Raw genomic sequence first — 16,814 nt, forward strand, 5'->3', positions numbered from 1 at the left:
CCGAACCCCCTTCAACCGCCTCCTAGGCGAGCGCGTGCGGCGTCTGATCGAGAGAGACGGGCGCTCCATGGAGGCCATTTCTCTCGCCATTGGCATGGGAGTGAACACGGTAGCGCGTATCGTGCATGGCCACGCAGTCAAGGTCGAGACGCTGCTAGCCGTTATGTACGAGCTGGATGCGGGGCCTTCGGATATTGAGGCGATCTACGCTGATTTCGCCGAGCACCAGAGGGAGGGAGCTTATGGGTGAAGGAATGCCGAGCTGCGCCCAATGCTTGACGTTCTTGGCACAGACTTGCGCGGCATCGTAGGCCGGACAAAGCTGCTCAGACACTTGGGGAAAGTGCCCGAGCACAATGGTAAGCCTACACATCGCCGCATAGGGCCAAGGATCAAGTTCAGCCCCGAGGATATCAAGACCCTTATTGAGAGCCTGGAATGTCACTCACGATCCGTCCCCGAAAAGGAAGGCGCGACCTTTACATCCGCGGAACCGTCCGAGGAAAAAGCATATACGAAAGCTCTGGAACGTCTGACCCGAAGCAGGCAGAAGCTTACAGGGCAAAGCGTGAGGCGGAACTCTGGGCAGAGAGCGTCTACGGCAAGCGCGCGGTCGTAACATTCGCCGCCGCTGTTTCCGCTTATCTTGAGGCGGAGCAGAGGAGCGAGACGACACTAAACCACGTTGAGCGTCTACTTAAGCATTTTGGTAAACGAAAGCTCACCTCAATCACTCAAGGTGACGCAGATGAGGCGTGTAAGGCGCTCCTAAGGGATGGAGCCGACGCCTCACCAGCCACGAAGATCCGAGGCGTTCTGACCCCGCTTCGGGCGATCCTGGAATTCGCAGCAGTTCGGGGATGGTGCGATAAGCCCGCGTTTCAGCCCCCGCGCGTACCTCAGACGAAAATGCTTTTTATCCGACCTGATGAAGCGGTGGATCTTGTTAACGAAGCAACCGCGCACGTCAGGCCGTTGCTTGTTTTCCTGATCGGTACAGGCGCCCGCATGTCCGAGGCGTTGGATTTAGATTGGTCTGACGTGGATCTTCCTGCGGCGCGTGCGGTCGTTTGGCAAAAGCAGGGCACGGAACGCCACATAGATCTGCCGCCTGTCGTCGTGCTGGCGCTTGCTGGGCTGCCTTACAGATCGGGACGGGTCTTCCGTCCCGTGCGCTCGACGCGTGGGCCGCAAGGGCTTGTTATGGGAGACGCCTATTATGATACAGGGCGGAACGGCGGGGGGCAGATTAAGAACGCCTGGGCTTATGCCTGCAAGCGAGCAGGCTTGCCGGGGCGTGAACGGGTCTGGACGCCTAAGGGCGAGGCGAAGGAGAGGCGTGTATTTGTGCCGAACTTAACCCCGCATTGCCTGCGTCACACTTGGGCGACGTGGCACTATTGCATCCACAAGGATCTGCTCAAGCTGAAAGAGGATGGTGGATGGCAGACGATCACGATGGTGACGCGTTACGCCAAGAAGATGCCGGACCATCATCGTGAGGGGGTGATTCGTTGGCTCGAGAACACTGACTGGCCCGATATCGTTTACTCGTGCCAGATCGGGGCCACCTAAGTTTGGGAGCGTATGAAGGTGAGTGATAACAATGACTTGTCTTGTTGTCGCTTCGCCTTCACACGGCAGGGGTCACAGGTTCAATCCCTGTCGCACCCACCATCCTCACCCCCAGAATTCAGGCGTTTTTTGAGTGGTTGCGGGTCTTTCCCCAAAGAAACAAAATCTGAACTGATCTGATTTGGTCTAGTGCTGCACGGCTAGACCTGTGCAAAATCCGTGCAGTTTGTTCTTGCCTTGTTCATCTACGAGGCGCGTCGAGGGAGCGGAACCTTTTAATTGACTCGCAGCCATCGTTCGCGTTCTGTTCTAATCCATGACGAGCCCGACCCCAGCTACCGAAGAAGACGTACACTTCGTGATCCTCATGGCGCTCAAGCTTGACGACAGCGGAAGGCACAGGCGCTTGAACGCGAAGATGACCGGGGCTGAGGTCGAGGGGACTGGCGCAGAGGATCACCGCCCACCTGCGCCGGTCAAATATGTGGCCTCACCAAGGTGAGCCGTTGCCGCCACATGAGACGATCGATTATTCCATGGCCTAGCGGGACAAGGATGACGAATAGCGATTGACTTCGGAGTCAATGGGCCGCATATTGCGGACATCGGAAGGGAATTGACCCACCGAGCTTTGAGGGAATACCCCATGAGTGAATCAACAGCCCGCCTCGACCTCGACCTTATCGAAAAGATCCTCAAGATTGCCAATCTTCAGGCAGATAGCGACCTCAAGAACACGCAGCGCGCTTTCATGCCGTGGCAGTTCCTGATCTCGGCTCTGGCGTTGGCCTTCACGGCAGGCGCGGGCCTGATGGGCGGCCTATTCGCTCTCGTCAGATGGACGGTGGGGGGATGACCCCCAGTGAACTGAGGGAATGCCTCGACGCCCTGCGCTGGTCACAGCGCGGGCTTGCTTCGGCCTTAGGCTGTGATGAGCGGCAGGCGCGACGTTGGGCAGCAGGAACGGCAGAAATACCCGCCACCATTTCCGAGTGGCTCCGCTCGCTCGCAGACACGCACAGGAAGAACCCGCCTCCGACATCATGGCGAACCAGAAGCGTTTAAGCTCTTATTTCTGGCAGGCGCGTACCTGGTCCCGTAAGCGATATAATCCCCAATCCAGCGCACCGTTTCCCGCTTCGGACTGGCCTTGATCTCAGCAGCAAGCGCGGCCTGATCAGCCTTGCTGTAGGTCACAAGGGTAGGGCAGGGCACATACTGCACCGACGTGCAGGCAGAGAGACCGAGGATAGCGACTAGAGCAACCCACCTCATGCACTGCCATCCCCGAGGCGCTGCAATATTGCCTCTTCCGTCGCTGGCTTGTCGGCCTGAGCCTGTGCCATGGCTTGAGCTTTACGCGTCTGAGCATCGGCTGAGGACTTGGCAGCTTCCGACGTGCTCACGGATACTGCATTTTTCCCCGCCCGGTTTGCAAACCAGACGAGACTTCCAACGCCGCCCGTTACAAGAACGAGCGCGCCGAGGGCAGCGTAAGCGTTCACGATGCGTCTGCGGCGTCAGCGGAATCTGTGACCGGTTCGGTCCTGGCGCTGGTGATCGTTAGCGTTTGCCCGTTGAACACCTGTTTGGTGCCTGAAAATACGCCCGCCAGATCGAACGAAGCACACGCTGCGAGCGCGGGAGAGAGGCCGCCAGCCGTTGACGTGATGCCGTTTGACACCTTCTGCTGGTTCTCAGACATATCCTTGTCCGTGATTGATCTGAACACGCTTTCACCCGAAGTCACGAGGCTCGTCACGGCGTCATTCCTTTTGACTGCAATTGTCTGCGATTCACTCATGGTTTTTCCTTTCTCAATGGGAATGATCGATCCCGACCCGATCGCCGGTGTCGTAAGTCAGAGCTTCACGCCTGGAAGCCTCTCCTTGCCGTGCAGGGCGATCCATTTCAGAGCGCGTTAAACAGGCAGCCATTTTGAGCCGTCAGGAGGTGATGTCCGCCAAAACCGCACGACCGGGGTGCGGAGGGAAGTCAAGGCAGTGTCAACGTTGGTAGCGGTCGCTGCATTGAGGGAGACCCGGTTCACGGCAGCGCCTGCGTCGACGCTAGTGCGGGTAAGTTGAGCGTTAAGAGAGAGGGCGGCTAGCGACGAAAAATTGTTCAGAGTGATGCCCTCGAGGTTTTGCCCCGTTTTGTCGATTAGCGTCATCAACCCGCTGCCAGCCGTTTCCAGTCTGTCGATTACTGACGACACGGCACTCGGCAGGGCCGATAGATTGGTGCCCGCCGTTGCCGCGCCCTGCACGATTTGAAGCTTGTCCGATACCTCTGCCAGTGCGCTTCCGGCACCTGTCAATCACCAACAGAAAAATTTACGTGTATCGTATGGCCGTACTCGATCACGGGATGGCCGTTCTTTTCGGCGGGCCGATAGCGTGCTTTATAAATGTAATCCAAAGTAGCTTTTGAAAATAGAGGATGTGTAGACGATTTTATGTGGCAATTATGTGCACGGCCGTCCGTATAAATATCACAAACCGCAATGACGCTGCCTTGTATATTTTTATCCAATAGAGGTTCGGGATAGATAGGTCCGATATACCGTCTATGGAAGTGGTTGGGGTTAGGCAGCGGCCGTTGAGGGACGCCATACGCGTACCCCGGAAGCATCAGAATAAATAACCCAATGATCTGTTTCCGCATCGTCTCTTCTTTGTTATTTCTGCCTGATCATTAGGCATCAAGCCCGCAATGTTGTAAAGTAAGCGCGAAAACTATCCGTGTTTTCGGATCAGTAGAGGCCCGCTCGCCGTCATCAATCCTGAGGCGCATTTCGACGCGACCTCGACGACGGGTGTCGTTCCGAGCATACGAATCAGCCACCTCTCATCGGTCTCGTCTGGACTCTGGCTATGGAAGTAGCAGACGCTAGGAGAGGAAGTACTGCGAGCATGAGCATAGCTCAGAGTGTTCTCATGAAAGGCATCTCGCGCCAAGGTTCGGACGCTGTCAATGACTAGCACGAACATATCTCGCAACTTTCGACTATGCTTTTTCGCGCCCACCAACGCTGTATTCAGACCTCGATTTCCCGGCTATACTCGATATTAAACAAATAAAGTTTATCAATTATCGTGCATATATTCATGTTTTATTATATAAAGCATGAGCGCTCAAGCGCAGATTTGAGTCGGAGCATTCTAATTGAAGACCAAAAATAAAATCGTAATCATGCTAAGTTCTGGAGCCTTTCTAGGGATGGCGTGCGCATCAGCTCAATCGAATCAATATGTCACCCAAGACCAAATCAATCAGCCTAATGGTGTCGCTGGTCTAGATGCATCGGGCGCGATCAGCGCAGCGGTCAAAGCTAACAAGGTCCAGGGTACGCAATCAGTCGACGCAGGTGATATGCCCGCTTCTCCGAAATGGGCATGGACTGGGTGGGCCGAAGACGCAGGGCATATGGCTGGGCCACGCATCACACTCGAGACACCGCATGTAGACATGAACGCTCAAGTTGCAGACCATATGGCATCATTTGGTGGGCATCAACTTTATGATAGCGTTTTCACCAAGTTCTACGCCTTGCCTTATGGCGTGGGCGACAAGGGCGGTTGCGTCCAGTCGGTTGCAATGACGCTCGACCCTGGCACAGGGGTTAATTGTGGCGCCGGGGGATGGGACGCTGTCACTCAGTACGTTCTGGCGACAAACAACCCTCCCTGGTATATGACCGGCGCAGAAATACCTGATGAGACAGGGAAGACCCATGCTGTGACACTAACAGCAAATGGGGCAATCGTCCGGCCTGCACTTCCCAAGTCATATCTGCAGCAAATGCATGCCGATATGCATGTTATAACAAACATCGTCGCAGGGCCGCCTATTTTTACCGGTCCGAGCTTGTCAGGTGTCAACACCCACAGAGACCAGAACCAGCAGTTTTACGGTAATACGTATAGAAGTTCTCAGAGCGGTACTGACGCGAAGGGCAGCTTTACAAGATTCGACATGGCGGGTCAGTGGCAACCCTTCAATGGCAGTCCTCCTGTGCCAAATGGTCATGTCCCGTCCCCGGGATCTGCCAGCAACAACGGCCGAACGGATGCATTGGACAAGGTCATTTACGGTCAGCTGAAATCCACGTCGCTGTTTTTCGGCGTGTACATGAAGCACTTTACCCGTAACACTACCTGCCTGGTAAACGGTAATCCTGGTGCTGACGGACCAGGCTCCGCCGCTTTCGGTCCTTCGCGCAAGTGCGATGAGGAACTGGACAACTGGTATTACGGACCAGACTATGGCGCGACCATGCACGGATTGACGATAGGCCTGGCCGGAAATGTGCCAAGCGATGACAGCTACGGTTTGGCTGTGGCGGGTGGATGGCCCCAAGGGGTACGTGTCTCGCTGGGCTCGAATGGTATCGACTTCGACGGCGATGAATATGTCACAGGGAGCCGCATGGGTCCCACCCCTGCGGTCGGTGTAAGAAAGCCACTCGCCGAATGGTGGCAGGAACCTAGCAAGGATGTCGGCTATCTCGAAAGCGTTAAACTTTGGACTCAGGTCGATGGTGTAAATGACAAACACAATGGGGTGACACAGGCGGATGCGGCGGCGGCGGCGGATATCTCGTACTGGTTCGGTCCAAGGCAATCAGCAAGCAGGTATAACGTCGACGGAGTATTTGAATCTGCGATCACATTCAATCCGGCGTGGTCGAAGAACGGCGTTGCCCTATGCGGGCTCAACGCAGACCGGTTTCAAGGCAGCGATCTCGCAGGGACGGCGTGCTTTACGGTCGACAGTTGGGGAGATGCTTCTACGAGTGGCACCATAACCGCTAATAATGGCGCGGTTGTGAAGGGATCTATCTCTGTCAGCGGCGGAGGAACATTCGGCGGCAATCTAGATGTTAACAACGGAAGATCGGTCGTGTTGCAGCCTTCCGCAACTGGTGCGGCCTCGTTGTTAGCCTACGGAGATGTCTCTCCCGTACAAAAAGCACCTATGCTGCGCATAACAAACAGTAAAGGAGGATGGAGCTACCTCCGGGTCGATGCAGTGATTGGAACGCTGGATACTCCTCCGAGCTCATCTGCATCTTGCGAGCCCGGGCGATCTGAGGACGACCAAAACTATCATTATGTCTGCACTTCACCCAATCATTGGCGTCGAGTTGCGCTGCAGGATTTCTGATCGTCGCAGACGGTTCTGATTGAGGTAATGCCCTGCACTCTGTGATTAAGGGTGCAGGGTTTGACGTCATCAGCGGGTGATCGTCATGTTTCTGCGTTGCACGGGCGTCGTCTTGTCCACCGCCAGTGGAACGAACCGGCCCGGCACCTTCACACACAGGTTCTCCCTCGTTCCGGGCGGGTAGCAGCCTGATACGTAGGGAATGATCGCACCCCGGTTCATGCCTTTGCGCCTCATTTCGTCAGGGTGATCCTTGCCGATTGTCGCAACATGGATCCGCCCTCGCGCGCCGATCACCACGGCCTGAGCCCCGGGTTCAAGCAGGTAATCCGTCGCGTCGAAGCAGAGCATCTGGCCTTCCGACATGACAGCAGCCGTGATGCGTGGGTTCTCGCCCTGGGTGAGGGCGCTCATGACGCTATCTCCTTCGGGCGGGAGAAAGGGAGTGGTGACAGTTCCGTCCGGCCTTTCTTCCCTTTTCGAGCAAGGGTGCCTTGTCCGGTCATCTTGTCCATGTGGGCGCGGATCATCGCTGCGCCTTCAAAATGCATCCAGCGGGGAATGGCGTCGACGTGGAACAAATGCCGTTCTTGATCCCTGCTATGCCGTATGCTGCCGCCCAGCTCGTTCCTGAGCAGCCAGTTCACGCAACGACGCGACACATTGCGGATGAGGCCGCCTCGGCCTTTTTGCAGCACCCCGGCGTTTTCAACGAAGAAGCGCATAGGGCGGTAATCGGTGGTGAAGCCTGCGGACGGATCATACGCTGTCATCGCGGTTTCCAAGCGCTCGACCAGTGTGGCTAGGCGTGCCTCTTGAGCATCCATCCGGGCGGGGATCGGGCTTGCCGCCTATGCCCTGCATATCAATTGTCCGAAGGTCGCTGTGGCCATTCTGATAGTGCTGCTTGGTGACGCGGTTCACACGATCGCTACCGGCAAAGACGGTCGCGAGAAAACAGTCGTTCCGACGCGCCCGAGAACCCGACGAACTGATGTGAGAGCCTGCACCCTTCGAATGCTGGGTGCAGGCACCCGGCTACGCGAGGGCGGAGTGCTCATCCATCTCCTGCAAAGATCAGTCACCAAGACGATAGTTTACATGCAAGATGTGGCCGTGTTCGACTACGGGATGGCCATCATGCATGGCAGGTTCATAGCGTGCTTTGTCAAGAAATCTTAAAGCCTCCGCATCAAAGTGGTGGTTCGTCGAAGATACGATGCGGCAATTTTGAGGACGTCCATCGACGGCGATGTCACAGGATACGGTGACGTCCCCAGTCTCATTTTTTTTGATCAGATCTTCCGGGTAGTAGGCCCTAAGTTCCTTTTTAGGCGCACTCGCGCATGACGTGAAGAACAGTGGTAAAATGAGGATTAAAACTCGACGCATGTTTTCTTCTTTTTGGAGGGGGTGGAGTGCAATTGTGCCCGAGATATGGTACTACCCTGACTGTATCTACCTCATTAGCTCCGAATTGCCGTAGATGATAGACTATCAACCTGTCCGGTAAGGCTTCGGCTCGATGGATCTCGCGACGGCTCCCGTCTGGCTCATCTGCTACGGAGCGTGCGCCCATGGCCTAAGTATTCACTCACAGGTGCCTGGACCGAAGAGATCGGTATCTGTGCGGCATTTGGAATTGATTGGGCGATTCCGTAATCCAGCAATTCAGGCCATATCGGCTATGACTCATTTCAATAAGACTCACCCGAGTGTAAAAAATAATGGAGGTAGAATGGATCCTAGAGTTCTGGACGATGTAGCCGAAACACTGAATAGAAATGGCCGGAACTATACGGTCTTCCTCCAATACACCGAAGTGCCTTTGCCGGGTCCAGTCAGCAAAGGCACGATCATGAAGGCTGCCTTCGGGATTGATGCAGTAATTGGCGAGATCAGAGAAGTGGAGAAGGCGTCCGTTTGGACTGAAATCAGGGATAATCTGCTCTATGAAGGGGATCATGGTTGCGGCCCAGCGCCTCAGACTCTTCGATCCACAAAGTTGCTTGGTTTGTTAGATGTTCTGAAGAGTGAAGTTGGCCATTTGGTTGATGGTGCAAGCACCATTGAGTCATTTTGGCTGAGCGAGGGGGACCCGGCATATCGAGTATACTGGGACTTCGGATTTCTCTTCACAGGCAGAGAGGGCGCGCGTGTTCTTCTGGGGTCAAGCTCTGACTGAAAGGCTCTCTCAACGCTAAAGCAACCGCGAGCCATGTCCTGCGCCTCTGTTACGAAAGCGCAGGGTTTGACGTCATCAGCGGGTGATCGTCATGTTTCTGCGTCGAGCAGGCTTCGTCTTTTCCACCGCCAGTGGAACGAACCGGCCTGGCACCTTCTCATACGGGTTCGACCTCTTCCCATGTGGGTAGTGATCCGAGAAGTAGGGAATGAACGCGCCCCATCGTGGCAACATTTAAGACACTCGCACAAATTCTCTCATATAAGACAGAATCAGAGTCTTCGTTAGAAATCACCCAAGGCGAACCGTAGGGGCATCAATCTGGCATTAGATCACGAGATTGAGGGTAGCATCAGGGACATAGGGTGTATATTTCATTATCATAACGATGATTTATTTTATATAATGTTCAATATAACTTATCTCGCAGTTAGAAAGTAAAATTTTTATAGGCGTTTTCGATGACCCGTGAAGTCACTTCCCTGTAGGCCCTGTAGAACGTGTGTACAGATGACGGCCTTCCACCGCCGACCCAGTTCATCACAGTCCAATTACCGCAATGTTAGAGGCTGCGCTGTTGACGACAAAGCGCACCGCTCCAAATTGCACGACATCCCCCACCAACAACCGACAGGATTGATGGAGAATTTTGGACTGCGCAATTTTGTGGATTTGACAAATCTTACTGCGCGGCATGGCCAACGTACAGCGTGATTTGTCGACCAGGGATTTCTTCTCCCATTGAGCCCTGCATGCTGCTTTGTAGGCGTTCGGCAGGATCTGGAGCAGCATGACAGCGCGCTGCCGAACCGCCTTATCAGCATTTGTCTTGTTGAGATCTGGGAACATCATCCGCGCGATTTCGGCAAACGACAGATCGTCGGAGAGCAACTGAACGAGCAAGTTGTGAGCATCAACCCCAAGGCTGTCGCGAACTAAGCCAATGCGCTCACAGGCATAGCCTCTCGACGTTGCGAAGGTGATTGCATCGCCCTTGATGTAATCGTCAGGGAGGGGACCACGCATAAAATCGCCGTAGCCGTGGGTTCCAAACTCGTAATCGTTCCGCCACCGGCACGCTAGGGTTTCCGCTTCTGCGTCCAGGTCCCCCGCCTTACGCAAATTCAGAAGATGGTCGCATTTTTTCCTGCTGCTGGCTGGCCTGCTATAAGCCGGCTTTGCGATCCGTTCCGGCGTGGCTGTCAGCGCCGTTTCGAGGCGCGGAACGACAGGGCGTTTGGCCGCCTTCGGCCTCGCCATTTGAGCAGAATTTTCGTGAATTTTCGGCGCTGTCGTCATTCCCGCATTGTCGCGAGAATTGGGGCTGCGGTACAGGAAATTTTGTGAGAGAGTACGAGAAAAATCGAATTAATATACCGGATTAGCCTGATGAGTTTCTCAAAGAAGTCTCTTTTGGTCTATGCAACACACTCGTTTTAAGCTTTCAATTGGAACGAGAACCAAAAAAAGGCTTCAGCAGGATGACGCGCCCTCCTCAGAATACATCACCAAACGCGAATGAATCATCTGTCCGAGATGATGGACGGCTCGTGTGTGGTATAGTTATGCCTATATCGCAGATGACAGAATTATATCCGGCAGAGCACTGGAAGAAGGTCAGGGAAATACTCGAAATTGCTGTGAAAAAAGCTGGTTTTGAGCCTAATGTGGTGTGGGATAACGACCGAGTTGACATAATTCAGTCTAAGATTCTGCAAAACCTTTATGATAACGAAATAATTATATGCGACCTGAGTAACCTTAACCCAAACGTTATGTTCGAAGCTGGTTTGAGACTATCTACGAAGAAGCCCACAATTTTAGTGATGGACAGTGAAACTAAAGCTCCATTTGATCTGGGATCATTCCAGTATATGCAGTATCAAAAAAGTTTAGAGTTTAATACTACGACAGAATTCATAACTCTCTTAGCTGATAAGATGAAAGAAGTCCACCAACTATACAATAAAGGGCTCTATAAGTCTTATGTTGATAGTTATAAATTTGAAGTTGCGACGCCAGGAACAATCGACGTTCCAAGCACCAAAGTCATTATGGAACAGTTATCTAAAATAAGTCTGAAGCTTTCGAGCTATGAGGAAAAATTGAGCTCCGTCCTAGCGCCCGCTGATCAAGTATCTTCTCAGATGGCAGATTTGTCTAGGCTTGGCTCCGGCTCCATGACGCCTGTTCTGGTCCGACGTACAACCGTGAATCCGCCGCCAATGCCGAGGGCTCCGTACCGCCCCAAAGAAAAATAGCAGCCCAGACCAATGCTAGAAAGTTTTCCAAGAGCCAAAAAAACTTTCTATGGGCTCTATCCAGCGTCTTGCTACTCTCATTGATTGCAAAGATGAAATGTGTCGTATGTTGGTAAGGCCGTGCTGGGCAGTTGCGCGTCCCTTATCGATCTGATCCTATTTCTGGCGAAAGGCGCCCGATGCCTTCCAACCCAGCATCCATAAGATAGGAATTCAACCCAAAAGCCTATCGTCCAATCTGACAGGCCATAAGGCCATCACAGGTCGCAGATCTTCACCCGCAACGCCTTTCCTTCATCACCGAGATGCAGGGCAATCCGGGATACTGGCGGGCGCGCAAGGGCATGTGGCGGGCCGTCTACCGCCAGACAGACGTTGCAATCGAGGCTGTCGCGGTCAACAAACGAGGGAGATTTACCGATGCGCGGGATTACCATCCTGAGCCAGACGCCAGACGCCAGACGCCAGACACAGTTACGGTGAGCCGCAGCGACTAGGAGGGGCTACTCGACCAGCTCGATGATCAGCAGGATCGCAAGGCGATCGCAGCCTCAGAGCGAGACCTGGGTGAGCGCGTGATTTTCACCGCAGAGGAAACGCGACGAATGGTCATGGACGAAGTGCCTGCACTGACGATCCTGCGTGAAAGAAAGGGTCTGACGCAGGCCGCCCTTGCCGTGTCGGCGGGTATCATTAAGACCTACCTGAATGAGATCGAGAAAGGTAAGAAACCAGGCAGCGTAGACGCGATCAAGAAGTTTGCTGCTGCGCTCGATGTGCCGATGGATGTGCTGGCGATTTAGTTCTGATATTCTACCCTTCTCACGAGTACCCCCATGAGCGCCATGACTTACAAAGGCTATTTCGCTGCTGTCACCTTCGAGGCTGATGACGCGGTGTTCGTAGGCCGCATTAGCGGTATCCGTGATCAGGTTGTGTTTGAGGGTGAGAGCGTTTCGGAACTGAAAGCCGCATTTGAAAACGCCGTCGATGACTATCTTGCCATATGTGTGGAACGAGGCCGCGAGCCTCAAAAGGCCTAGAGGAGGCGTTTGATGTTCCGTGTCGATCCGTCGCTCCATGCGCGGGTTGCGACGGCTGCCGATGTTGCTGGTATCAGCCTGGACCAGTGAACGGAAAAGGCGCTTGCCCGCGCTGTCGATGCGGATCTTGGTGGTCAGGGCGCCATCAAACCCGCACCAGAAAAAGCGCGGTGCAATTTCAAATATTGGCGGCTTAGACACTTATTTAAATTTAAAACCATCATGACGGGAGAGCAGTATCCGACCGATAGTTTGTAATAGGACATTGATTGGGCATCGATTCTGCAGCTAATATCTTGATAATCATTTGGTTTTTTCAGTGGAAAAAACCCATTTCCTGGCGCATAAGGCCTGGCGCGTCTCTTTCTGCACGTTTCCAGCTGATATCATAAATTTTGGAGAAGAACGTCTTCTCCTTATCTCCTTCAGGAACCGAGACTTGCACATTGCATAAACCCCTGTTGGCACAATCTCTAGCAAAGCCGTCCTTTTTAGGTTCCGGAAGATTGTCGAATGGAAAACTCTTCGTAAGAGTTAGGTTCGTACAGAGTTCTTGCCCGCTCTCAAGGTGACAAGTAACCCAGTCCATCATCACCGTAGTAGTTTCGGGCGCTCTTTTATGACAAGCTGACAAGTCTATGGAGAAAATCGTCAGGATAACAATGCGACGGATATTCAAATGCCCCTCCCGGTCGGTTCAATCTAGTATTTTCGAATAATCGTTAAGATATACTTAATCGAATTAAGCGGATGCGGATTTGGTTTAGTGCGCGACGTGGCGCGGGGTAGCGTCCGCTGGACAACTGAAAGGCACCGCTCCTTGCCCCCCCCGGTACAACGAATTCCGCTTGCCCTTCACAGGTATCACGCCGCGCTGTCGAGGTATTCCCGACGCGCGGTCCTTACAGGTCAATAACGACGACGAGGCCGATGCGCCTCGAACAACCGCAAAATCATTTGGACGATGCAGGCGAGACCGAGGAGAAAGGCGGACATATAGAGCATAGCTTCCGTGCCATACTTAATCTCTACCTCCATCGCCCGTAAGCTCACGATGACAAAGCAGTTGGCGAATAACATTAGGGCGGGGATCTGGCTTTTTGGCATTGTTTTTGATCCTAAGTTCGTAGCGGTAGTCTCCGTTAACTATTCCTCTAGAATTAATTGAGACTTGCGACACACACTTGGATTTTCCGTGGTTGCCGATCCAGAATCCCGAATCGTCGTCGGTCATGCGCTGGTCTGGGTTTTGGCTGGCGGGCGTGTTCACGGGGCCTAGATATTGTATCTCGTTGGTGATGGTTGCTTACAGCAGGAGCAAGATTCAGCGTCGCGAGACTTACAAAAAGCTGAACCGCGGAAAAAAATGGAGCAGCAGTCATAGATGAGGTATTGACGATTATTCCGAATTCAGAAATATTGCATTTTGCAATAGATACATGGAGGGCGAGGGCTTGCTCCATAGGATCACCACCCATCCGCGCTGGTCGAATATGCGGCCGCATCAGGATGATGACGTTGCCACACATAAGAAACGAACAATTTCTCGATTGCCTGGCAGGATAAGGAAGATGAGTGGCGCGTCGCTCATTTCTTACATGGGTGGACTTGGCGCCGCGGGCCGATATTAATACTGATCCAACGACTTACCTCGGTCCAATTATCAATTTCTAACTTTGAGATCGCCTTGAACTCCGCAGCGAGCGCAGTCAGTTCGGCCTTGGTATGGGCTGTGATAGTCGGATAGAGCAGCATACTGCACCGACGAACGAGCGGTAAGCCCGAGTGCAAGCGACTGGCTCCAGATTATGAGCTATCGAATTTGATTGCCGCCTTATTGTTATGAGATTTTATTTAAAATCTTTGAAAATAAAATATAGGTGAATGATAGAATGGAAAATCCAGAGGTAAAAATAGAATCATGTTGGGTATTATATATAAGATATTGAAAAATATCTAATTTTGTCTTATATAAAACTGCGCATCAAGCGCTGACTTTCGGAAGGAATGCATGAATAATCATAGGGCGATAACTGCATTGAGCCTAGGACTATCCCTGATTTCAGGTTCAGCGCTTGCGCAGTCCAATCAGTACGTGACGCAGTCTCAGGTGAATCAGCCCAACGGTATCGCCGGATTGAACGGATCGGGGAATTTAACCGCACCGATGGACACGTCAGGCAATTTGTATGTGCGTGGCTCGACCCAGCTAGGCTCCTTGCAAAGCGGACAGCCTGCGATAATGCAAGGTGTTCCGGCCATCGTCGACGGAGCGCTTGCGCCTACATCTATCCTCATCGGCGGAGTAGGGAATAATGATTTTGCTCCTACCAAGATCACCTCTCCACTGATCGGACCAAGCGATTTCGGGGGATGCGTTTTGAGCGTCAATGACTCGCCTTTCGAACAGTTTTCGCGGTGCGGCACGGGCTATGATGAGTCGATCGGGATCATGGAAAAGGTCTCAAACCGGGCACCCCGCCTCACTTTGGGTGAAGAGGCTTCGGATGCGCCTACCCCCAGCGGGACAAGATATTCTGTGACATTTGCCGGTGATGGTTTCGCGGTGCGGCCAGCTCTGGCACCGAAGGATAAGGCACTCTTGGTCGCGCATAGCCGAGTTTATTCCAATTATTACAACGGGATGATCTCAACGCAGGCAACAGGGTCGACCGATAGCCCGGCACTTTGGTATGGTTATATCTGGAACTGGGCTGACGGGGCTGACGCCGACGGCAGTTACACAACAATTCGGGTCTCGACAAACCCATATACGAATTCGGCAGGCTGGACGCATAACACGTCGCAGTTCTCGGCTCTAAATACAAAAGTGGCGCCCGGTAAGAATGCCGGTGATCGTCTTGATACTTATATTTCTCGTTATTCCCATGCAGCAGCCCTCATCGGGCAGGTGGGTAAAAAGTTTGTCGTCAATTCAATGATCCAGCTGGATGCAACGGTTCCGAACAGCCCAACGCTGGCTGCTGAAGGTGAGGAGCTGGATCTCCAATTGCTCGATAAAGCCTGGTGGGCTCACGATAAGCGTTTCTCGGTCCATGGCAAAACAATCGTTCTCACTGGCATGGATCACGCAGCTGACGATTCATATCTGGAGCGACTTGCAGGGACCAATCTTCTGAAAAAAGGGATGCTGATTGACGGCATTATGTATGGAGGTCAGCCGCTTTCTATGAGTGACGGTGGCTTCCATTTTTACTCTAACGGCGACCTGAACGGCGTTCCGCTTGGTTACAGCCAGGTTCTGCAACAGCTGGGGTCAATGAACTTTGCGGGCAATTTTTCAACTCTGCTCCTTTATGGTTCGCATGACCGCAAAGCAGCGGCAGGCGACAGGCAAGGTTGGGGCGAAGAAGGGTCTCTTCACCTTGGATTACAGGAAAAGTCCGACGCGAACGCTCTGAATGGTCAGGATGTCGGCTGCAATGGATGCACATCGGGCGGACAGATCGTCTGGAACCCAGTCGGTCACCATTATGGTATTGGCATCGGTGCCGGCGTTGGCACCAAAATCAATTACGGTCTGCTGGTTGAGGCTAATGGAGCAACTTCAGCTCCCAATGGTTTGACATCTGAGAAAACGCTCACGGCCAAAGCGGATGTTGTCGTTTCAGGACAGATTAAGTCTTCTCAAGGCGTCTCGGCTGTTTCCTACTCGGAAAAGCTCACGACACCAGCTTCCTCTTCGGCTCCATGCAAAGCCGGTCAGTTTACCGATGATGCTCATAACCACTACGTTTGCGTTGCAGATAATCACTGGCGGCGTGTTGCCCTACAAGACTTCTGATAGCAACGAACGTTTCTTAACGAAGTGATGTCCTGCGCCCTGAATTCCGGGCGCAGGGCTGCCTTCATTTAAGGCGGATCAGAGCATTCTCAAACCGATTTTCAATCGGTGAGAAAACGGCTACGCTTAAGAGGAAGCGAGGCGCGAGTGTAATGATGCTGTAGGTCTGGTGGTCAGTCACTTTTCCAGGACGACTTGAAACGCACCTGAAAGATTGAAATGAGTAAGCCGACGATCTGTAGAAATAGTATGTTTGATTTCATACTTGTAGCGGCTCCTTCTTTTTACCCTTGTTGGGCGTCTTTTCTCCGAGAATGGGATAGTGATCCGGATCCGCCATTGTATGTGGCACTGGGCTCGTTAGCACGGCTTGTGATCAAGTTATGGGAATCAGGCGACGTCGTTACAGTCGATGCGGTTCTTGGCGCTGTGGAGGATTGGTATATCTACGGAGATATCTATGTGCAGGAGGCGGCTACCATAGGCCTGTTAGAAGCTATCCAGAATAACTTGGGCAATAACCGGCCTAAACTCTGTGCTCTTAGGATGCGCCTCGGCACCGAAGCGTGTCGCGAGTGGGATAATCTAACGCAGTTTTGGGAGGGGGACGGCGCCGTTTCGAGATCTTCTGTGCTTGGGCTTGCTTCCGATCAAAGCAAATGGACGGGCAAGTAGCACGCGGAACGTTCATCTACCTCTGGAGTCATAAAGAATATGGATGACGTGGTTGTGCTTTAACGTAATCGGCCCACGCGACAGAGTTAGCTTATAGTGAA

General features: G+C 53.0%; 21 protein-coding genes. 12 read left to right on the plus strand and 9 right to left on the minus strand.

The features are described 5' to 3' along the window. The 3 genes from JCM15831_RS18820 to JCM15831_RS12310 all read left to right on the plus strand — a co-directional run. The coding region (locus JCM15831_RS18820; RefSeq protein WP_035774469.1) for a helix-turn-helix domain-containing protein at positions 1–250 on the plus strand (250 nt) is incomplete at its 5' end. A gap of 686 nt (positions 251–936) precedes the next feature. Continuing rightward, positions 937–1,575: a site-specific integrase gene (locus JCM15831_RS22935; protein ID WP_232228181.1), complete on the plus strand. Its 639-nt coding sequence runs from the start codon at positions 937–939 to the stop codon at positions 1,573–1,575. A gap of 646 nt (positions 1,576–2,221) precedes the next feature. After that, a complete protein-coding gene (locus JCM15831_RS12310; protein WP_025824500.1) occupies positions 2,222–2,431 on the plus strand; it encodes a hypothetical protein in 210 nt (69 codons plus the stop codon). Positions 2,432–2,846: 415 nt separating this feature from the next. Here JCM15831_RS12310 and JCM15831_RS12320 read toward each other — a convergent pair whose 3' ends face one another. The 4 genes from JCM15831_RS12320 to JCM15831_RS24040 all read right to left on the minus strand — a co-directional run bounded on the left by JCM15831_RS12320 (position 2,847) and on the right by JCM15831_RS24040 (position 4,242). Beyond that, a complete protein-coding gene (locus JCM15831_RS12320) occupies positions 2,847–3,080 on the minus strand; it encodes a hypothetical protein (protein ID WP_025824502.1) in 234 nt (77 codons plus the stop codon). Next, positions 3,077–3,379: a hypothetical protein gene (locus tag JCM15831_RS12325; protein ID WP_025824503.1), complete on the minus strand. Its 303-nt coding sequence runs from the start codon at positions 3,377–3,379 to the stop codon at positions 3,077–3,079. The genes JCM15831_RS12320 and JCM15831_RS12325 overlap by 4 nt, the downstream gene beginning before the upstream one ends. 117 nt (positions 3,380–3,496) lie before the next feature. Next, positions 3,497–3,895 carry a hypothetical protein gene (locus JCM15831_RS18825; RefSeq protein WP_025824504.1) on the minus strand — a complete coding sequence of 133 codons (399 nt, stop codon included), beginning with the start codon at positions 3,893–3,895 and terminating at the stop codon, positions 3,497–3,499. Continuing rightward, positions 3,892–4,242, minus strand: a complete 351-nt coding sequence (locus tag JCM15831_RS24040) for an energy transducer TonB (RefSeq protein WP_084490690.1) — start codon at positions 4,240–4,242, stop codon at positions 3,892–3,894. The genes JCM15831_RS18825 and JCM15831_RS24040 overlap by 4 nt, the downstream gene beginning before the upstream one ends. Positions 4,243–4,743: 501 nt before the next feature. Here JCM15831_RS24040 and JCM15831_RS12335 point away from each other — a divergent pair. After that, positions 4,744–6,744 (plus strand): hypothetical protein, encoded by a 2,001-nt coding sequence (locus JCM15831_RS12335; protein WP_025824505.1) that lies wholly within the window; start codon positions 4,744–4,746, stop codon positions 6,742–6,744. 69 nt (positions 6,745–6,813) lie between these two features. On the opposite strand, the gene JCM15831_RS12340 is transcribed toward JCM15831_RS12335, so the two are convergent. Beyond that, positions 6,814–7,158, minus strand: a complete 345-nt coding sequence (locus JCM15831_RS12340) for a hypothetical protein (RefSeq protein WP_025824506.1) — start codon at positions 7,156–7,158, stop codon at positions 6,814–6,816. After that, positions 7,155–7,571: a hypothetical protein gene (locus JCM15831_RS12345; protein WP_025824507.1), complete on the minus strand. Its 417-nt coding sequence runs from the start codon at positions 7,569–7,571 to the stop codon at positions 7,155–7,157. Before JCM15831_RS12345 ends, JCM15831_RS12340 begins: the two co-directional genes overlap by 4 nt. A 58-nt stretch (positions 7,572–7,629) precedes the next feature. Between JCM15831_RS12345 and JCM15831_RS21985 the strand changes: the two genes are divergently transcribed. Then, a complete protein-coding gene (locus JCM15831_RS21985; protein WP_025824508.1) occupies positions 7,630–7,926 on the plus strand; it encodes a hypothetical protein in 297 nt (98 codons plus the stop codon). Here the strand turns inward: JCM15831_RS21985 and JCM15831_RS24045 are convergent. Beyond that, the gene (locus JCM15831_RS24045; RefSeq protein ID WP_084490691.1) at positions 7,822–8,136 is read right to left on the minus strand and encodes an energy transducer TonB; all 315 of its coding nucleotides are present in this window, start codon (positions 8,134–8,136) and stop codon (positions 7,822–7,824) included. The two genes, JCM15831_RS21985 and JCM15831_RS24045, sit on opposite strands and share 105 nt — an antisense overlap. A gap of 295 nt (positions 8,137–8,431) precedes the next feature. Here JCM15831_RS24045 and JCM15831_RS12355 point away from each other — a divergent pair, with 295 nt between their 5' ends. Beyond that, positions 8,432–8,929: a hypothetical protein gene (locus JCM15831_RS12355; protein ID WP_156938874.1), complete on the plus strand. Its 498-nt coding sequence runs from the start codon at positions 8,432–8,434 to the stop codon at positions 8,927–8,929. Between the two features lie 540 nt (positions 8,930–9,469). Here JCM15831_RS12355 and JCM15831_RS20425 read toward each other — a convergent pair. Then, positions 9,470–10,228, minus strand: a complete 759-nt coding sequence (locus tag JCM15831_RS20425; RefSeq protein WP_025824510.1) for a hypothetical protein — start codon at positions 10,226–10,228, stop codon at positions 9,470–9,472. 182 nt (positions 10,229–10,410) lie between these two features. Here JCM15831_RS20425 and JCM15831_RS20430 point away from each other — a divergent pair, with 182 nt between their 5' ends. The 4 genes from JCM15831_RS20430 (at position 10,411) to JCM15831_RS24055 (ending at position 12,233) form a co-directional block, all read left to right on the plus strand. Next, positions 10,411–11,190 carry a hypothetical protein gene (locus JCM15831_RS20430; protein ID WP_156938875.1) on the plus strand — a complete coding sequence of 260 codons (780 nt, stop codon included), beginning with the start codon at positions 10,411–10,413 and terminating at the stop codon, positions 11,188–11,190. Between the two features lie 305 nt (positions 11,191–11,495). Further along, positions 11,496–11,687, plus strand: coding sequence for a hypothetical protein (locus JCM15831_RS21605; protein ID WP_156938876.1), 192 nt, complete (start codon positions 11,496–11,498; stop codon positions 11,685–11,687). 114 nt (positions 11,688–11,801) lie between these two features. Continuing rightward, on the plus strand, positions 11,802–11,993 hold the full coding sequence (locus JCM15831_RS24050; protein ID WP_373277651.1) for a helix-turn-helix domain-containing protein: 192 nt from the start codon (positions 11,802–11,804) through the stop codon (positions 11,991–11,993). A 33-nt stretch (positions 11,994–12,026) separates the two neighbouring features. Next, positions 12,027–12,233 carry a type II toxin-antitoxin system HicB family antitoxin gene (locus tag JCM15831_RS24055; protein ID WP_373277648.1) on the plus strand — a complete coding sequence of 69 codons (207 nt, stop codon included), beginning with the start codon at positions 12,027–12,029 and terminating at the stop codon, positions 12,231–12,233. A gap of 316 nt (positions 12,234–12,549) precedes the next feature. On the opposite strand, the gene JCM15831_RS12380 is transcribed toward JCM15831_RS24055, so the two are convergent. Then, positions 12,550–12,912, minus strand: coding sequence for a hypothetical protein (locus JCM15831_RS12380; protein ID WP_156938877.1), 363 nt, complete (start codon positions 12,910–12,912; stop codon positions 12,550–12,552). Between the two features lie 1,860 nt (positions 12,913–14,772). Here JCM15831_RS12380 and JCM15831_RS12390 point away from each other — a divergent pair. Next, positions 14,773–16,038, plus strand: coding sequence for a hypothetical protein (locus tag JCM15831_RS12390; protein ID WP_156938878.1), 1,266 nt, complete (start codon positions 14,773–14,775; stop codon positions 16,036–16,038). A gap of 249 nt (positions 16,039–16,287) precedes the next feature. After that, complete coding sequence (locus tag JCM15831_RS24205) at positions 16,288–16,713, plus strand: DUF7674 family protein (protein WP_456303434.1); 426 nt, start codon at positions 16,288–16,290, stop codon at positions 16,711–16,713. Positions 16,714–16,814 lie beyond the last annotated feature (101 nt).

The organism is Asaia astilbis JCM 15831 (genome assembly GCF_000613845.1).
Lineage (GTDB): Bacteria > Pseudomonadota > Alphaproteobacteria > Acetobacterales > Acetobacteraceae > Asaia > Asaia astilbis.

Excerpts from the sequence above, each read along its gene's own strand:
- JCM15831_RS12310 (WP_025824500.1), top strand. The coding sequence starts at position 2,222 with ATGAGTGAATCAACAGCCCGCCTCGACCTCGACCTTATCGAAAAGATC.
- JCM15831_RS12325 (WP_025824503.1), bottom strand. The coding sequence starts at position 3,379 with ATGAGTGAATCGCAGACAATTGCAGTCAAAAGGAATGACGCCGTGACG.
- JCM15831_RS24040 (WP_084490690.1), bottom strand. The coding sequence starts at position 4,242 with ATGCGGAAACAGATCATTGGGTTATTTATTCTGATGCTTCCGGGGTAC.
- JCM15831_RS12340 (WP_025824506.1), bottom strand. The coding sequence starts at position 7,158 with ATGAGCGCCCTCACCCAGGGCGAGAACCCACGCATCACGGCTGCTGTC.
- JCM15831_RS12345 (WP_025824507.1), bottom strand. The coding sequence starts at position 7,571 with ATGGATGCTCAAGAGGCACGCCTAGCCACACTGGTCGAGCGCTTGGAA.
- JCM15831_RS24045 (WP_084490691.1), bottom strand. The coding sequence starts at position 8,136 with ATGCGTCGAGTTTTAATCCTCATTTTACCACTGTTCTTCACGTCATGC.
- JCM15831_RS12355 (WP_156938874.1), top strand. The coding sequence starts at position 8,432 with ATGACTCATTTCAATAAGACTCACCCGAGTGTAAAAAATAATGGAGGT.
- JCM15831_RS20425 (WP_025824510.1), bottom strand. The coding sequence starts at position 10,228 with ATGACGACAGCGCCGAAAATTCACGAAAATTCTGCTCAAATGGCGAGG.
- JCM15831_RS20430 (WP_156938875.1), top strand. The coding sequence starts at position 10,411 with ATGACGCGCCCTCCTCAGAATACATCACCAAACGCGAATGAATCATCT.
- JCM15831_RS21605 (WP_156938876.1), top strand. The coding sequence starts at position 11,496 with ATGCAGGGCAATCCGGGATACTGGCGGGCGCGCAAGGGCATGTGGCGG.
- JCM15831_RS24050 (WP_373277651.1), top strand. The coding sequence starts at position 11,802 with ATGGACGAAGTGCCTGCACTGACGATCCTGCGTGAAAGAAAGGGTCTG.
- JCM15831_RS24055 (WP_373277648.1), top strand. The coding sequence starts at position 12,027 with ATGAGCGCCATGACTTACAAAGGCTATTTCGCTGCTGTCACCTTCGAG.
- JCM15831_RS24205 (WP_456303434.1), top strand. The coding sequence starts at position 16,288 with ATGTTTGATTTCATACTTGTAGCGGCTCCTTCTTTTTACCCTTGTTGG.